Source organism: Faunimonas sp. B44, from assembly GCF_052655945.1.
Genome location: NZ_JBQYEX010000003.1, coordinates 156,799 through 169,283, shown reverse-complemented (window position 1 = coordinate 169,283; position 12,485 = coordinate 156,799). Strand labels below are relative to the sequence as shown.

The following is a 12,485-nucleotide window of genomic DNA, read 5'->3' as shown; positions in this document are numbered from 1 at the left end:
CTTCTGATGTACGAAATCCTGCTGATCGCCCATCTCATGATCATCGCCATGGTGACGGGGATGGCCTTCTCGCACCTCCTGATGCTGCGGGTGAGCGCCGGGCAGTCCGGCGACAGCAGCCTGGCGCTGGCGCTCGCCCGGCGGACGCTCGCGGACTTCACGACCATGGCGGTGGTCTTCGTATGGATCACCGGCTTGATGCTGTTGTGGAGCCAGTACGGCCAGACCGGCCGCGAGGTGAGCGCGTGGTTCTACGCCAAGGTCGGCTTCGTGGGCGTGCTCACCGTCTCCCACCTCATGCAGCGCATGCAGGCGGCGCGCATGCACGGTCTCGTCGGCGAAAAGGAGCGCGCGAGGCTCGAGCTCTGGGTGGCGGTCGTATGGCTCGCGGCCCTGATCGCCATCTGCCTTGCGGTGGTCTCGTTCGCGCCCGATCCGCGCTAGCTGTCCCGGCGGAAGCGGGTTCGGCTCACGCCAGGAGATCGAGGGCCGTCGCCATCGCCTTCGCGGCGCCGTCCTCGTCGCCGGCGAGCTGCAGCCGCCGGGCTTCTGCGATCAGCGAGCGCACGCGTGCCACGGCATCGCCGTTCATGGCGTTCTCTTCCATCGCGAGTTCCAGTTCCCCCGCCGCTTCGTACCGGCGCTCCCCGGCCATGCTCGGGCCCGTCACCCCGGAACCGATGACGGCGAGGACGACTGCGATCGTCAGATCCTGCTTGATGCGCCTCATCTTTCCCTCCGACTGCCCCCTCGCCGGCGAGTGAAGCTGCTCTCGGTGTCCGAATGAAGGCGCAATGTGGGCTCCGGCCGGGCCGTTCCGAAGCGAAGGTGAGCCGCGCCACATTCCCGCGGTATCGTGGCGGATCGGCAACGCCGCCGCGCGCCGATATTGCGGAAACGGGCGGAAATCGGTAGAAGGCGGGGAGGTGAGGTTCCGGCGAATGTTCGAGCGATCCGCGATCGCAGCATTGCTGTCGACTGGCCCGCGTTCCGCGCGGAGCCTTCCGCTCGCCCTCGGTCTCCTTCTTCTTAGCCGCCCCTGAGCGTCGGCAGCCCGGGTCCGATGGACCGGTCAGGGCGGGCACTCAGGGGAGCGAGCCACCAGAAGAGACAACGCGTGCGCCTTGATGGCGGCACCCCGAGACCGGAACAAGGACTAGACCCATGAGCGAGACCGCTCCCCAGCAGACCGACGCCGACCGCGTCCTGATCTTCGACACCACGCTGCGCGACGGCGAGCAATGCCCCGGCGCGACCATGACCTTCGAGGAGAAGCTCGAGGTCGCCGACCTCCTCGACGGGATGGGCGTCGACATCATCGAGGCGGGGTTCCCGATCGCCTCCGTCGGCGATTTCGAGGCCGTGAGCGAGATCGCGAAGCGGGTGAGGAACGCGACCGTGGCAGGCCTCGCCCGGGCCGGCTTCAAGGACATCGACAGGGCCGGCGAGGCGGTGCGTGCCGCGCGCCGCCCGCGCATCCACACATTCATCTCCACCTCGCCCGTGCACATGAAGCACAAGCTCCAGAAGGAGCCCGACGAGGTGCTGGAGATGGTGGTCGCCTCCGTCGCGCGCGCCCGCAACCTCGTCGACGACGTCGAATGGTCGTGCGAGGACGGCACGAGGACCGAGCACGACTTCCTGTGCCGCTGCGTGGAGGCGGCGATCAAGGCCGGCGCGACCACGATCAACATCCCCGACACGGTCGGCTACACCACGCCGGACGAGTACCGTGCGCTCTTCCGCACGGTGCGCGAGCGCGTGCCGAACGCCGACAAGGCGGTGTTCTCCGTGCATTGCCACGACGATCTGGGGCTGGCGGTAGCGAACTCGCTCGCCGGCATCGAGGGCGGCGCGCGTCAGGTCGAGTGCACGGTCAACGGCATCGGCGAGCGCGCCGGCAATGCCGCGCTGGAGGAGATCGTGATGGCGATCCGCACGCGCGCGGACGCCTATCCCTTCACCACCGGCATCGACGCGACGCAGCTCACCCGGGCCTCGAAGCTCGTCTCGGCGGTGACGTCGTTCCCGGTCCAGTACAACAAGGCGATCGTCGGGCGGAACGCCTTCGCCCACGAGAGCGGCATCCACCAGGACGGCATGCTGAAGAACACCCAGACCTACGAGATCATGACGCCGGAATCCGTCGGTGTCTCGAAGACCTCGCTGGTCATGGGCAAGCATTCGGGGCGGGCCGCCTTCCGCTCCAAGCTGAAGGAGCTCGGCTACCAGCTCGGCGAGAATGCGCTGGAGGACGCCTTCAACCAGTTCAAGGCGCTCGCCGACCGCAAGAAGCACGTCTACGACGAGGACATCGAGGCGCTGATCGACCAGGAGATCGCCTCCGCGCACGAGCACGTCCGCGTGCTCTCGCTCACCGTCATCGCCGGCACGATGGGTCCGCAGAGCGCCACGCTCACGCTCGATTTCGACGGCGAGCACCGGACGGTGCAGGCGACCGGGAACGGGCCGGTCGACGCGATCTTCAACGCGGTCAACGCGCTGGTGCCGAACGAGGCGAACCTCGAACTCTACCAGGTCTCGGCCGTGACCGAGGGCACGGACGCGCAGGCGGAGGTCTCCGTCCGGCTCGAGGAGAACGGCCGGAGCGTGACCGGCCGCGCCGCCGACACCGACACGCTGGTCGCCTCGGCCAGGGCCTACGTCTCGGCCCTCAACAAGCTGCTGGCGCGGCGCTCCAAGGGCGCGCCGGAAGCGCTCAGGGCGGTCTGACCCGCTGCGCGCGGACGCGACCGGGGAGATCCCGTTGAGGATCGACGCGCCGGCGGCTTCGGCCCCGCCGGCGCGCCTGCCGTGGGTGGACGAGGCGCGCGGCATCGCCATCCTGGCGATGGTGGTCTACCATTTTTCCTGGGATCTCAGCTTCTTCCGGCTGATCGAGACCGATGTCGGCGAGGCCTTCGGCTGGCGCCTCTTCGCGCGCATCATCGCCGGTTCCTTCCTCTTCCTGGTCGGCTTCAGTCTGGTGCTTGCGACCCGCGGCGGCATCCGCTGGCGACCCTATTTCCGCCGGCTCGCGCTCGTCGCCGCGGCGGCGGCGGCGATCACCATCGTGACGTGGTTCGTCTTCCCGGAGAGCTTCGTCTTCTTCGGCATCCTGCATCACATCGCGGTGGCGAGCGTGCTGGGGCTCGTCTTCGTGCGCGCGCCGCTCTGGTTGGTCGCGCTCGCCGCGCTCGTCGCGGTCGCCGCACCGGCGATCTTCGCCGCGCCGGTCTTCGACCACCCGGCGCTGCTCTGGCTCGGCCTCTACACCGAGCCGCCGATGTCGAACGATTACGTGCCCGTCTTCCCCTGGTTCTCCTTGGTGCTCTCGGGCATCGTGGCCGCGCGCGTGCTGGCCGGCCGCCTTGCCGCGGCCCGCCCCGGGGCGCCGGGCCGGGCGGGGAGGGGGCTCGTCTGGCTCGGCCGGCACAGCCTCGCCATCTATCTCGTGCACCAGCCGGTCCTCTTCGGCAGCATGCTCGCGCTGCAGGCTTTCGGCGCCTGGACGCCGGCCGTGGAGCGCGAGTTCGTGGCGAACTGCGTCGCCGCCTGCGTGGCGACCGCGCGCGACGAGGCGCTCTGCCGCCGGGCCTGCCCGTGCGTGCTCGAGCAAACCAAGGCGAGCGGCATCTGGGATGCCCTCCAGTCCGGCCTCCTCAGCGACGAGGACCAGCAGATCTACGCGGACGCCGCCCGCCAGTGCTTCGCGGGGGAGGCTCGTTGATCAGGTCGCAGCCTTTGCGCGTCGCCGCCGGCTCCGCGGCTTGTGCGCCGGCTGGTCCGGCGTCGGCTCCGGCCTGAGCCGGACCTGCATCGGCCCGCCGTCGCGCTGCTCGATCTCGAAGGCGCCGGTGCTGCGGACGAGGTCGCTCAGCTTCCGAAAGCCGAACGTGCGGGGGTCGAAGTCGGAGGCGATCGTGGCGAGACGCTGCCCGACCGTGCCGAGGCGCACCCAACCGTCCTCCGTCTCGATCTGCTCGACCGCCCGGGTGAGGATCGGGACGGCGGCGGCCGCCGGCTCGAGCTGATTGGCCGGCGCGCTCTCGTCCCGTGCCGCAGCTTGCGCTTCGGGGAGGAGGTTCTCCGTGTAGATGAACCGCCGGCAGGCCTGGCGGAAGCTTTCCGGCGTCTTCTGCGCGCCGAAGCCGTACACGTCGGCGCCCTGCTCGCGCAGGCGCGAGGCGAGCCGGGTGAAATCGCTGTCCGACGAGACCAGGCAGAAGCCGTCGAACCGTCCGCTGTGCAGGAGGTCCATGGCGTCGATGACGAGCGCGATGTCGGAGGCGTTCTTGCCGGACGTATAGGCGAACTGCTGGTGCGGATCGATCGCATGCTTCTGCAGCACGTCCGCCCACGATTTCAGCCGCGGGCTGGAGAAGTCGCCGTAGATGCGGCGCGCGCTCGCCTCGCCGAACTTGGCGATCTCCTCGAAGAGGCCGGCCGCGATCTTCGGCGACGTGTTGTCGGCGTCGATGAGCACGGCGAACCGGCGGAGCCGGCCTTCATCTGCCATGACGTTCTCCTCCTCCGCGTGCATCCGGGTCGCAGCCGCCGGCGGGCGAGGTCCGGACCGGGGATCACGATCCGGTCGGAGCCGGACCTTGCCCGCCTCGCCCGGCTCCGGCCGCTCGCCGGTGAGCCGCGCCTTCACATAGCCCTGGGCATGGACGGCGGTCGAGGAGGGCGCGTCCCAATATTGCGCGCACTCGCCCTCGACGCGCACGAGCACGAGGTGAAGAACCACAGCTCGCCTTCCGGCTCCGCCGCGATGGAGCCCATCGGCCCGGCGTGTCGTCGGGGGCCAAAGGATCGCGGCGGCGAACGGTTCCGGGCTGCCTCAGGCGACAATCCTCAAATCCGCGACGAGGTCGCGGAAGCCCTTCTCCTTGGCGCTCCGGTCGGGGATGCGGAGGATCATGGAGGGGTGGACGGTGAGGAGCAGCCGGAAGCCGCGCGCGTCCTGCGACGCCCGGCCGCGCTCGGAGAGCACCTTCACGGCGCGGCCGTAGAGCGCCTGGCCCGCGGTCGCGCCGAGCGCCACCACCGTCTCCGGCTTCAGCACCGCGAGCTCGCGCTCGAGCCACCATTTGCAGGCCTCGATCTCCGGCCGGTCGGGCTTCTTGTGGATGCGCCGCTTGCCGCGCGGCTCGAACTTGAAGTGCTTCACCGCATTGGTGACGTAGACCTCGTCGCGGTCGATGCCGGCCGCCTCCAGCGCGCGGTCGAGCATCTGCCCCGCCGGCCCGACGAACGGCCGGCCCGTGAGGTCCTCCTGGTCGCCCGGCTGCTCGCCGACGAGCACGATGCGCGCGTCGGGCGGCCCCTCGCCGAACACCGTCTGCGTGGCGTCCCGGTAGAGCGGGCAGCGGGTGCAGGCGGCCGCCTCCTCCCTCAGCGCAGCGATCGTCGTGTTCGGGCCGATGCCGAAGAGGTCCGGAGAGCTCGTTTCCATGCGATCGCTCCCTGGCGAAGTCTGCCGCTCCGGCCGCGACCGCCGCCCCGGCACCCGGCCGTTCACTGCGGCGGCGCGAGCTCGAGGTCGACGCGGGCGCTGATGCCGGCGCAGAGCAGGAGATGCGCGACGCGCTCTTCCGGCACGCCCGGGCGCTCGGCCGCGATCCGCCGGGCCTCCTTGCCGACACAGAGGATCTCGCCGTCGGCGATCGCCTTGGCCACGGCGGAGCGGACCGCCTCCTCCAGGCTCGGCTTGCGGGCGGTGTCGATGGTGCTGACGGGCGGGAACAGATGGGCGGTCATCTTCTTGTTCTTTCGCGGGCCGCAGCCAGAACGCCGAAGCCACCCGCCGGTTCCGGCGCGGCGCAACGGCGCGGGGCCAGGTTCGCGCTTTGCGCGCTTGCGTACGTCGATGTACACCGGAGAGGGAAAATCAAACGCGGAGGCGAGAGACGGTCATGGCCACACCCGCTCGCCCACGCTAGGATGACGTGAATGGGGGCCTCCATGGATCCTGCTCAGATCGCGTTCGAATTCGTGGAGCGGTGCAGCACCCACCGGTCCGTCGAGACCGTGCTGGCGGACTTCGGGGCCTGCGCCGGACGCTTCGGCTTCGACCATTTCATCCTGACCGGCCTTCCCGTGCCGACCGCGAAGCTCGAGCCGCTCGTCCTTCTCAACGGCTGGCCCCGCGGCTGGTTCGCCCGCTACAACGAACGCGACTATTTCGCCGCCGACGGCGTCAGCCAGTGGGCGCTGCGCACCCATCAGCCGTTCCTCTGGCGCGAGGTGCCGCCCGCCCTGCGCGACACGGCCGGCTCGCGCCTCGTGGCGAACGAGGCGGTCGAGTTCGGCCTGCGCGACGGCTACGTGGTGCCGATGTACTCCGCGCGGCACTGGCAGTCGGCGGTCTCCTTCGCCAGCAGCGAGCCGTGCGACCTCAGCCGCCGGGATCGCGCCGCGCTCCACCTGATGGCGATCTACGCGAACGGCGCGGTGCGGCAGCTGCTGGGGGAGATCCCGTCCGAGCCGCGCCTGTCGGACCGCGAGCGGGAGGTCCTGCGCTGGACCGCCGACGGCAAGACCGCGTGGGAGGTCTCGGTGATCCTCACGATTTCCGAGCGCACCGTGGCCAAGCACCTGGAATCGGTCAGGCGCAAGCTCGACGTCACCACCACCAGCCAGGCCGTCGCGGTAGCCCTCCAGAGCGGAGAAATCGCGCTCTAGTCAATACGTAGATCTGCCACCTGACAGCATCGTCGCAAAGGTTAGCTTCCTGCGATATCGCCCGCAGGAGTCCTTGCCATGATCGAAGTGCATGTCGTCGGGAGCAACAACCGCGATCTCTACGCGGCGGAGCTCGACAGCTACTTCGAGTGGCGGCACCGGGTCTATGTCGGCGAGAAGGGCTGGCATGCTCCGTTCCCGGACGGCCGCGAGCGCGACCAGTTCGACACCATGCGCGCAACCTATCTCCTGGGCTTCGAGAACGGCGAGCTCGTTACCGGCTCGCGGCTCGTTCCCACCGACGCGCCGCACCTCCTTTCCGAGGTGTTCTCGCATCTCGGCGACGTGAAGGGCATTCCGCGCCGGCCGGATGTCGCCGAGTGGACGCGGATGCTGGTCGTGCCGAGCCGGCGCGAGCGCGGCCATTCCGGCGTCGCCGGGCAGATGTGCTGCGCGGTCATGGAATACCTGCTGGAGGAAGGCGCCAGCCAGGTGGGTGGGGTGCAGGAACTCTACTGGCTTCCGCGCTGGCAGGATTACGGCTGGCGCGTCCATCCGCTCGGGCTGCCGGACGAGATCGGCGGCGTCTGGTGCCTGGCGGCCTATTTCGACGTGTCGGAGGAGGCGCTCGCCGGGGTCCGGGCGGCGACCGGGGTGGCACAGCCGCTCGTCGTCCGCAAGGGCGCGCCCGATCCCTTCGTTCCGCGGCCGAAGGTGCCGCCGCCCCGGCCGGGCCTCGCCCTTCAACGCGGCATCAAGCAGATCGGCTGAGTGGACATCATGGCGAACGGAGACGTCAGGACGGCCGAACTGATCCCGCTCCCGGCGCGCCGGGAGCACCCGAAGCAGGCCGGCGATTGCGCGCCGCGCATCGCGCTCGCCTATGCGATCGCGGATCTTCAGCGGCAGGCAGAGGAACTCGGCCTCCCGCTCGTCGCCCATGTGCTCGAACTGGCGCTGTGCGAGGCGGGCCGGCTGATCGACGACCCGTCCAGGATCTAGGCCGGGCCGCGCGGCTCCTCCGCGTCGCGGGCGAGCCAGCGCTCGGCGGCCTCGATCACGACCCGGTCGTCCGGCCTCGCCCCCATTTGCGCCAGCGCGCGGGCGGCGCGCAGCACCGGCACCAGCATCGCGCGGTTGTCCGGAGCCTGTTCGCCGCGCGCCCGACGCAGCGCGAAAGTCAGCGCCTCGGAGAGATTCTCCGCGGCGGCAAGCGCCAGATCCCGATCACTGCCGGCCGTCTCCGCCATCATCTCCCCTTGCGGGAAGAAAAAGGATATCGGCACGTCCAGCGCGCGCGCGATCTGCTGAAGCCGGCTCGCGCCGATGCGGTTCACGCCGCGCTCGTACTTCTGCACCTGCTGGAACGTCACCCCGATCGCGTCGCCGAGCGCTTCCTGGGTGATGCCAAGTTGCTTGCGTCGCAGGCGGACCTGGCTGCCGACATGAACATCGATCGGGGCGGGCGACCGGGTCGCACTGATTTCGGCCTGAGCCATCAAGCCTCCTGAACAGCGGTTGGATGAATGGGAGACGAACGGGCGACATTACGCGCGATGCACCGTGGAGGCGAGCAAATCCGCCCCTCGCGGCCCAGCGCGGCAAAGAAGGTCTTAACCGACACAACCGCACCCGCCCCCGGAGCGGCTGTCGGTCGGACCCGGCGGGCTGGCACATCTCGCTGTCTTTTCTCAGCCGGCACGCTTCTTCGCTCATCCATCGACGAACGCTATAGCGTACCATCAAGTTGCGTGTAAGTATCCAAAATGACTTGTTGAATTCGTTCGTGTACAATTCGTAGGCAGTGACGCGGCGGGCCACGCTCCCCCGGCTCGTGTCGCAGCGCATGCAGGGCGGCCCGTTTCCGGCGCCGCGTCAGACGCCCCACGGGGCAAACCCGTTTGAGACCAAATCAACACGGCGGAGTTGATCAACTCAAGGTAGCGCGGTTTCGGCGTGCGCTCCGGCTTCCAGCGCCAGGATCGCCGTCAGCCCGGCCCGGTAGTCCGGGTGGCGCAGGCGCACGCCGAGCACGTCCTTCATCCGATCGTTCCGGACGCACTTGTTCTCGCCGTAGAACGACCGGGCCATCGCGGTCATCTCGGCCTCCTCGAAGGGCACCTCGGGCGGGGGCGGCAGGCCGAGCAAGGCGGCGGCATAGGCGAGCACGTCCTCGGGCGGGGCCGGCTCGTCGTCGGCCGCGTTGAAGATGCCGCTCGCGGCGCGGGCGAAGGCCGCGTCCACGAGCGCGGCGATATCGTCCACATGGATTCGGTTGAACACCTGGCCCGCCTTGATGATGCGCCGGGCCGTCCCGTTCCTGACCTTCTCGAACGGGCCGCGGCCGGGCCCGTATATGCCGGCGAGGCGTATCAGCGCGACGGGGACGCCCGTCGCCTCGGCGAAACGCTGCCATTCCTGTTCCGCCGCGAGCCGCTGGCGGGAACGCTGCGACGCAGGGTGGCAGGGGCTCGTCTCGTCGACCCAGGCGCCGCCATGGTCGCCGTAGACGCCGATGGTGGACAAATAGACCACGCATCGCGGCCGCGCCCGGACGAGGTCGTCGCGGTAGAACCGCAGGACCGGATCCCCCTCCGCGTCGGGCGCGATGGAGACGAGGACGCAATCGGCTCCCGCGAGGTCCCGCGCCGCGGACTCGCTGCGCGTCCGACCGTCGAAGACGGCCGCGTCGATCCCGGACCCGCGGAGACGGTCAGCCTTGTCGGGGCTGCGGGTGGTGCCGGCAATATGGGTCAGGCGCGGCCGGAGGCGTTCTGCGACGGCCGCCGCCGAATAGCCCATCCCGAAGACGAAGAGACGGCTCATGCCCCGCCGCGGGCCTGGCCCTGTCTGGCGCGAGGCCGCAGCCGCAGCCGCTCGATCTCCAGCGTGCCGATGGAGAGGTGGTCGAACCGGGCGCGCCGGACGGCCATCCCGCCGACCGCCAGCCTGCCGATGGCGAGGCCCCCGAGCGCGAAGGCGCCGATCGCGAGCGCTCCGAGGGCGGCCGCACCGAGCGCACCCGCCGGCCGGCGGTAGGGCCGGATCATCTTCATGCGCGTCGAGCCCTTCATGCCGCCGTCTCCCACTCTGCCCGCACGTCCGGGTCGGCCTCGATCGCGATGCGCGCGCCGGACATCCGCTTCGCCGCCGCGGGTGCGATGCGCTCCAGCGCCCACACGGCCGCTCCCCGCACCAGCGGGCTGGCATCGTCGAGGCGGCGAAGGACGTCCGGGAGGAAGTGCTCGCGTTCGGAATTGCCGATGGCGATCAGCACGTTGCGGATGAAGCGGTCGCGCCCGATGCGCTTCACCGGCGAGCCCGAGAAGAACTGGCGGAAGCCGGCATCGTCGAGCCGCACGAGGTCCGCCAGCCGTGGCGCCTCGAGGTCCACCCTCGCCTTCAGCTTCGCCTCGGACGCGGCGGCGGCGAACTTGTTCCACGGGCAGACCGCCAGGCAGTCGTCGCAGCCGTAGATCCGGTTGCCCATCATCGGCCGGAACGCGCGCGGGATCGGGCCCTTGTGCTCGATCGTCAGGTACGAGATGCAGCGGCGCGCGTCGAGGCGGTAGGGCGCCGGGAAGGCGTTGGTGGGGCAGACGTCCAGGCAGGCGCGGCACGAGCCGCAATGGTCCGCCTCCGGCGCGTCCCGGGCGAGTTCTGCCGTGGTGAAGATCGCGCCGAGGAAGAGCCACGAGCCGTAGGACCGGCTCACCAGGTTCGTGTGCTTGCCCTGCCAGCCGATCCCGGCCGCCGCCGCGAGCGGCTTCTCCATGACGGGCGCGGTGTCGACGAACACCTTGATGCCGGCTCCGGCAGAGGCCGCAAATTTGGTCCCGATCCGCTTCAGAGCGCCCTTGATGAGGTCGTGGTAGTCGCGGTTCCTGGCATAGACCGAGATCGTGGCGGCAGCCGGATCGGCGAGGGAGGCAAGGGGATCGCTCGCGGGACCGTAGTTCATGCCGAACATCGCGATCGACCGCACGTCCGGCCATAGCACGGCAGGCTGCGACCGCCGCCCGGCCGTTTCCGCCAGCCAGGTCATGGTCGCGCCGTGGCCGTCGGCAAGCGCCCGCGCCAGGCGTGTCCCGGCATCGGGAATGGCATCCGGTCCCGTCACGCCGAGCACCGCGAAACCCTCGGCCGATGCGAGATCGTCGAGCAGGCCGCGCAGGCGCTCCGGCGCTAGAAGTCGAGCGCGGGGTAGTGCTCCGGCGGCTTCTGGCCCCGAACGACGTCGGCCAGAAGCGGGCGGAACCCGGGCCTTGACTTCAGCCGCATGTACCAGTTCTTCGCCTCCTCGGCGTCCGTCCATGGCACCTCGCCCAGATAGTCCGCGACGGAGAGCGCCGCCGCTGCGGCCAGATCGGCATAGCTCATCCGCTCCCCGGCGAGCCAGTTCCGCTCGCCGATCAGGTGCTCAATATAGGCGAGATGCGTCCGGATGTTGGAGCGTGCGGCACGGAGCGCAGAGGAATCGGGCGATCCGTTGCCGCCCTTGCGGGCGCGCTCCCGCTTGATCACCTTCTCCTCCACGAAATAGCCCGTCACCTCCTCGTCGAAACGCAGCGCGAACCATTCCGTGAGCCTGCGCACCTCCGCGCGCTGTGCGGCGCTCGAGGGCAGCAGGCGCCGGTCTCCGAGCGCGAAGCCGCGCGTCTCGTCAAGATATTCCGACACCGCCCAGACGCCGCAGACCGGCGGGCTGTCGTCCTCGAAGAGCACGGGGAGGGTCCCGGCCGGGTTGGCCAGCAGGAAGTCGGGCCGACGCTCCCAGTACGCCTCCTCCTGGAGGACCGGACTGATCTCGCTTTCCGCCAGCGCGAGCCGGATGAAGCGGGACGTCACGGAGAGCGGGTAGTGGATGAGTGTGATCATGCGCCGGTTTCGTCCGAGCGGTAGGTGTTGCGGAAGCCGTTAGCAATTCCGGCGCGCGAAGGCGATAAGAGCGCCTTTCTGAAAACCCGAATCGGGCAAGGCGACGGCGATATGGACCTGCAGCGGATTTTGGAAGCCATTTTCCTCGGTTTTCTCGAGGGCCTGACCGAGTTCATCCCGGTTTCCTCGACCGGCCACCTGCTGCTGGCAACGCATTTCATGGGCTTCGAGACGGCCGGCCGGTCGTTCGAAGTGCTGATCCAGCTCGGCGCGATCCTGGCGATCCTGTCGGTCTATTTCGGCAAGCTCTGGCACGTCGCCACCGCCCTGCCGCACGATCCCGCGGCGCGGCGCTTCGTGCTCTCGATCCTCCTCGCCTTCCTGCCGGCGGTCGTCATCGGCGTGCTGGCCCACGGCTTCATCAAGAACGTGCTGTTCGAGACTCCGCTCCTGATCTGCATCACCCTGATCGTCGGCGGCGTGATCCTCGCCCTCGTCGACCGCCTCGACCTGAAGCCGGTCCATCACGACGCGATGCGCTATCCGCCGGGACTGGCCTTCAGGATCGGGCTGTTCCAGACGCTTGCGATGGTGCCCGGCGTCTCGCGCTCCGGCGCCACCATCGTCGGCGCCCTCCTGATGGGCTGCGACAAACGGTCCGCCGCGGAATTCTCCTTCTTTCTCGCCATGCCGACCATGGCCGGCGCGTTCGCCTACGACCTCTACAAGAACCGCGACGTGATTTCGATCGACGATGCCGGCGTGATCGCCGTCGGCTTCGTCGCCGCCTTCGTCGCGGCCGTCGTCGTCGTGCGCAGCCTGCTCGACTTCGTGTCCCACCGCGGCTTCACGCCGTTCGCGATCTGGCGCATCGTGGTCGGCACGGCCGGGCTGATCGCTCTCTGGGCCTTCGGCTGAGC

The 12,485-nt window shown here is 69.6% G+C and carries 15 protein-coding genes and 1 pseudogene; 7 read left to right on the top strand and 9 right to left on the bottom strand.

Annotated features, from left to right (window positions below):
• Positions 1–6: 6 nt before the first annotated feature.
• Complete coding sequence (locus ACUN0C_RS06955; protein WP_445465607.1) at positions 7–444, top strand: hypothetical protein; 438 nt, start codon at positions 7–9, stop codon at positions 442–444.
• Between the two features lie 25 nt (positions 445–469).
• On the opposite strand, the gene ACUN0C_RS06950 is transcribed toward ACUN0C_RS06955, so the two are convergent.
• Positions 470–730, bottom strand: coding sequence for a hypothetical protein (locus ACUN0C_RS06950; RefSeq protein WP_445465606.1), 261 nt, complete (start codon positions 728–730; stop codon positions 470–472).
• A 434-nt stretch (positions 731–1,164) separates the two neighbouring features.
• On the opposite strand from ACUN0C_RS06950, the gene ACUN0C_RS06945 reads away from it, so the two are divergent.
• Both ACUN0C_RS06945 and ACUN0C_RS06940 read left to right on the top strand, forming a co-directional pair.
• Positions 1,165–2,733: a 2-isopropylmalate synthase gene (locus ACUN0C_RS06945; RefSeq protein WP_445465605.1), complete on the top strand. Its 1,569-nt coding sequence runs from the start codon at positions 1,165–1,167 to the stop codon at positions 2,731–2,733.
• A gap of 34 nt (positions 2,734–2,767) precedes the next feature.
• Entirely contained in the window at positions 2,768–3,730 is a 963-nt protein-coding gene (locus tag ACUN0C_RS06940; protein WP_445465604.1) for a heparan-alpha-glucosaminide N-acetyltransferase, read from the top strand.
• Here ACUN0C_RS06940 and ACUN0C_RS06935 read toward each other — a convergent pair whose 3' ends face one another.
• From ACUN0C_RS06935 to ACUN0C_RS06925, 3 genes and pseudogenes are all read right to left on the bottom strand, one after another.
• Positions 3,731–4,519, bottom strand: coding sequence for an NYN domain-containing protein (locus tag ACUN0C_RS06935; RefSeq protein WP_445465973.1), 789 nt, complete (start codon positions 4,517–4,519; stop codon positions 3,731–3,733).
• A gap of 324 nt (positions 4,520–4,843) precedes the next feature.
• Positions 4,844–5,404: pseudogene (locus ACUN0C_RS06930) on the bottom strand (UdgX family uracil-DNA binding protein); the annotation flags it as partial.
• Positions 5,405–5,520: 116 nt separating this feature from the next.
• Entirely contained in the window at positions 5,521–5,763 is a 243-nt protein-coding gene (locus ACUN0C_RS06925; RefSeq protein ID WP_445465603.1) for a hypothetical protein, read from the bottom strand.
• Positions 5,764–5,967: 204 nt separating this feature from the next.
• Between ACUN0C_RS06925 and ACUN0C_RS06920 the strand changes: the two genes are divergently transcribed.
• The 3 genes from ACUN0C_RS06920 to ACUN0C_RS06910 all read left to right on the top strand — a co-directional run bounded on the left by ACUN0C_RS06920 (position 5,968) and on the right by ACUN0C_RS06910 (position 7,689).
• Positions 5,968–6,687, top strand: coding sequence for a helix-turn-helix transcriptional regulator (locus ACUN0C_RS06920; protein WP_445465602.1), 720 nt, complete (start codon positions 5,968–5,970; stop codon positions 6,685–6,687).
• Between the two features lie 78 nt (positions 6,688–6,765).
• Positions 6,766–7,458 carry an acyl-homoserine-lactone synthase gene (locus ACUN0C_RS06915; RefSeq protein WP_445465601.1) on the top strand — a complete coding sequence of 231 codons (693 nt, stop codon included), beginning with the start codon at positions 6,766–6,768 and terminating at the stop codon, positions 7,456–7,458.
• A 9-nt stretch (positions 7,459–7,467) separates the two neighbouring features.
• Positions 7,468–7,689, top strand: a complete 222-nt coding sequence (locus tag ACUN0C_RS06910; RefSeq protein WP_445465600.1) for a hypothetical protein — start codon at positions 7,468–7,470, stop codon at positions 7,687–7,689.
• Here the strand turns inward: ACUN0C_RS06910 and ACUN0C_RS06905 are convergent.
• From ACUN0C_RS06905 to ACUN0C_RS06885, 5 genes are all read right to left on the bottom strand, one after another.
• Positions 7,686–8,186, bottom strand: coding sequence for a helix-turn-helix domain-containing protein (locus ACUN0C_RS06905; protein WP_445465599.1), 501 nt, complete (start codon positions 8,184–8,186; stop codon positions 7,686–7,688). The two genes, ACUN0C_RS06910 and ACUN0C_RS06905, sit on opposite strands and share 4 nt — an antisense overlap.
• A 436-nt stretch (positions 8,187–8,622) precedes the next feature.
• Entirely contained in the window at positions 8,623–9,513 is an 891-nt protein-coding gene (locus ACUN0C_RS06900) for an SDR family oxidoreductase (RefSeq protein WP_445465598.1), read from the bottom strand.
• Positions 9,510–9,761, bottom strand: coding sequence for a hypothetical protein (locus ACUN0C_RS06895; RefSeq protein ID WP_445465597.1), 252 nt, complete (start codon positions 9,759–9,761; stop codon positions 9,510–9,512). The genes ACUN0C_RS06900 and ACUN0C_RS06895 overlap by 4 nt, the downstream gene beginning before the upstream one ends.
• Positions 9,758–10,852, bottom strand: coding sequence for a tRNA epoxyqueuosine(34) reductase QueG (gene queG / locus ACUN0C_RS06890; protein ID WP_445465972.1), 1,095 nt, complete (start codon positions 10,850–10,852; stop codon positions 9,758–9,760). The genes ACUN0C_RS06895 and queG overlap by 4 nt, the downstream gene beginning before the upstream one ends.
• 20 nt (positions 10,853–10,872) lie before the next feature.
• Entirely contained in the window at positions 10,873–11,565 is a 693-nt protein-coding gene (locus ACUN0C_RS06885; protein ID WP_445465596.1) for a glutathione S-transferase family protein, read from the bottom strand.
• Between the two features lie 111 nt (positions 11,566–11,676).
• Between ACUN0C_RS06885 and ACUN0C_RS06880 the strand changes: the two genes are divergently transcribed.
• Positions 11,677–12,483, top strand: coding sequence for an undecaprenyl-diphosphate phosphatase (locus ACUN0C_RS06880; RefSeq protein ID WP_445465595.1), 807 nt, complete (start codon positions 11,677–11,679; stop codon positions 12,481–12,483).
• Positions 12,484–12,485 lie beyond the last annotated feature (2 nt).

Excerpts from the sequence above, each read along its gene's own strand:
- ACUN0C_RS06915 (WP_445465601.1), top strand. The coding sequence starts at position 6,766 with ATGATCGAAGTGCATGTCGTCGGGAGCAACAACCGCGATCTCTACGCG.
- ACUN0C_RS06955 (WP_445465607.1), top strand. The coding sequence starts at position 7 with ATGTACGAAATCCTGCTGATCGCCCATCTCATGATCATCGCCATGGTG.
- ACUN0C_RS06935 (WP_445465973.1), bottom strand. The coding sequence starts at position 4,519 with ATGGCAGATGAAGGCCGGCTCCGCCGGTTCGCCGTGCTCATCGACGCC.
- ACUN0C_RS06910 (WP_445465600.1), top strand. The coding sequence starts at position 7,468 with ATGGCGAACGGAGACGTCAGGACGGCCGAACTGATCCCGCTCCCGGCG.
- ACUN0C_RS06920 (WP_445465602.1), top strand. The coding sequence starts at position 5,968 with ATGGATCCTGCTCAGATCGCGTTCGAATTCGTGGAGCGGTGCAGCACC.
- ACUN0C_RS06885 (WP_445465596.1), bottom strand. The coding sequence starts at position 11,565 with ATGATCACACTCATCCACTACCCGCTCTCCGTGACGTCCCGCTTCATC.
- ACUN0C_RS06905 (WP_445465599.1), bottom strand. The coding sequence starts at position 8,186 with ATGGCTCAGGCCGAAATCAGTGCGACCCGGTCGCCCGCCCCGATCGAT.
- ACUN0C_RS06925 (WP_445465603.1), bottom strand. The coding sequence starts at position 5,763 with ATGACCGCCCATCTGTTCCCGCCCGTCAGCACCATCGACACCGCCCGC.
- ACUN0C_RS06945 (WP_445465605.1), top strand. The coding sequence starts at position 1,165 with ATGAGCGAGACCGCTCCCCAGCAGACCGACGCCGACCGCGTCCTGATC.
- ACUN0C_RS06880 (WP_445465595.1), top strand. The coding sequence starts at position 11,677 with ATGGACCTGCAGCGGATTTTGGAAGCCATTTTCCTCGGTTTTCTCGAG.
- ACUN0C_RS06950 (WP_445465606.1), bottom strand. The coding sequence starts at position 730 with ATGAGGCGCATCAAGCAGGATCTGACGATCGCAGTCGTCCTCGCCGTC.
- ACUN0C_RS06900 (WP_445465598.1), bottom strand. The coding sequence starts at position 9,513 with ATGAGCCGTCTCTTCGTCTTCGGGATGGGCTATTCGGCGGCGGCCGTC.
- ACUN0C_RS06895 (WP_445465597.1), bottom strand. The coding sequence starts at position 9,761 with ATGAAGGGCTCGACGCGCATGAAGATGATCCGGCCCTACCGCCGGCCG.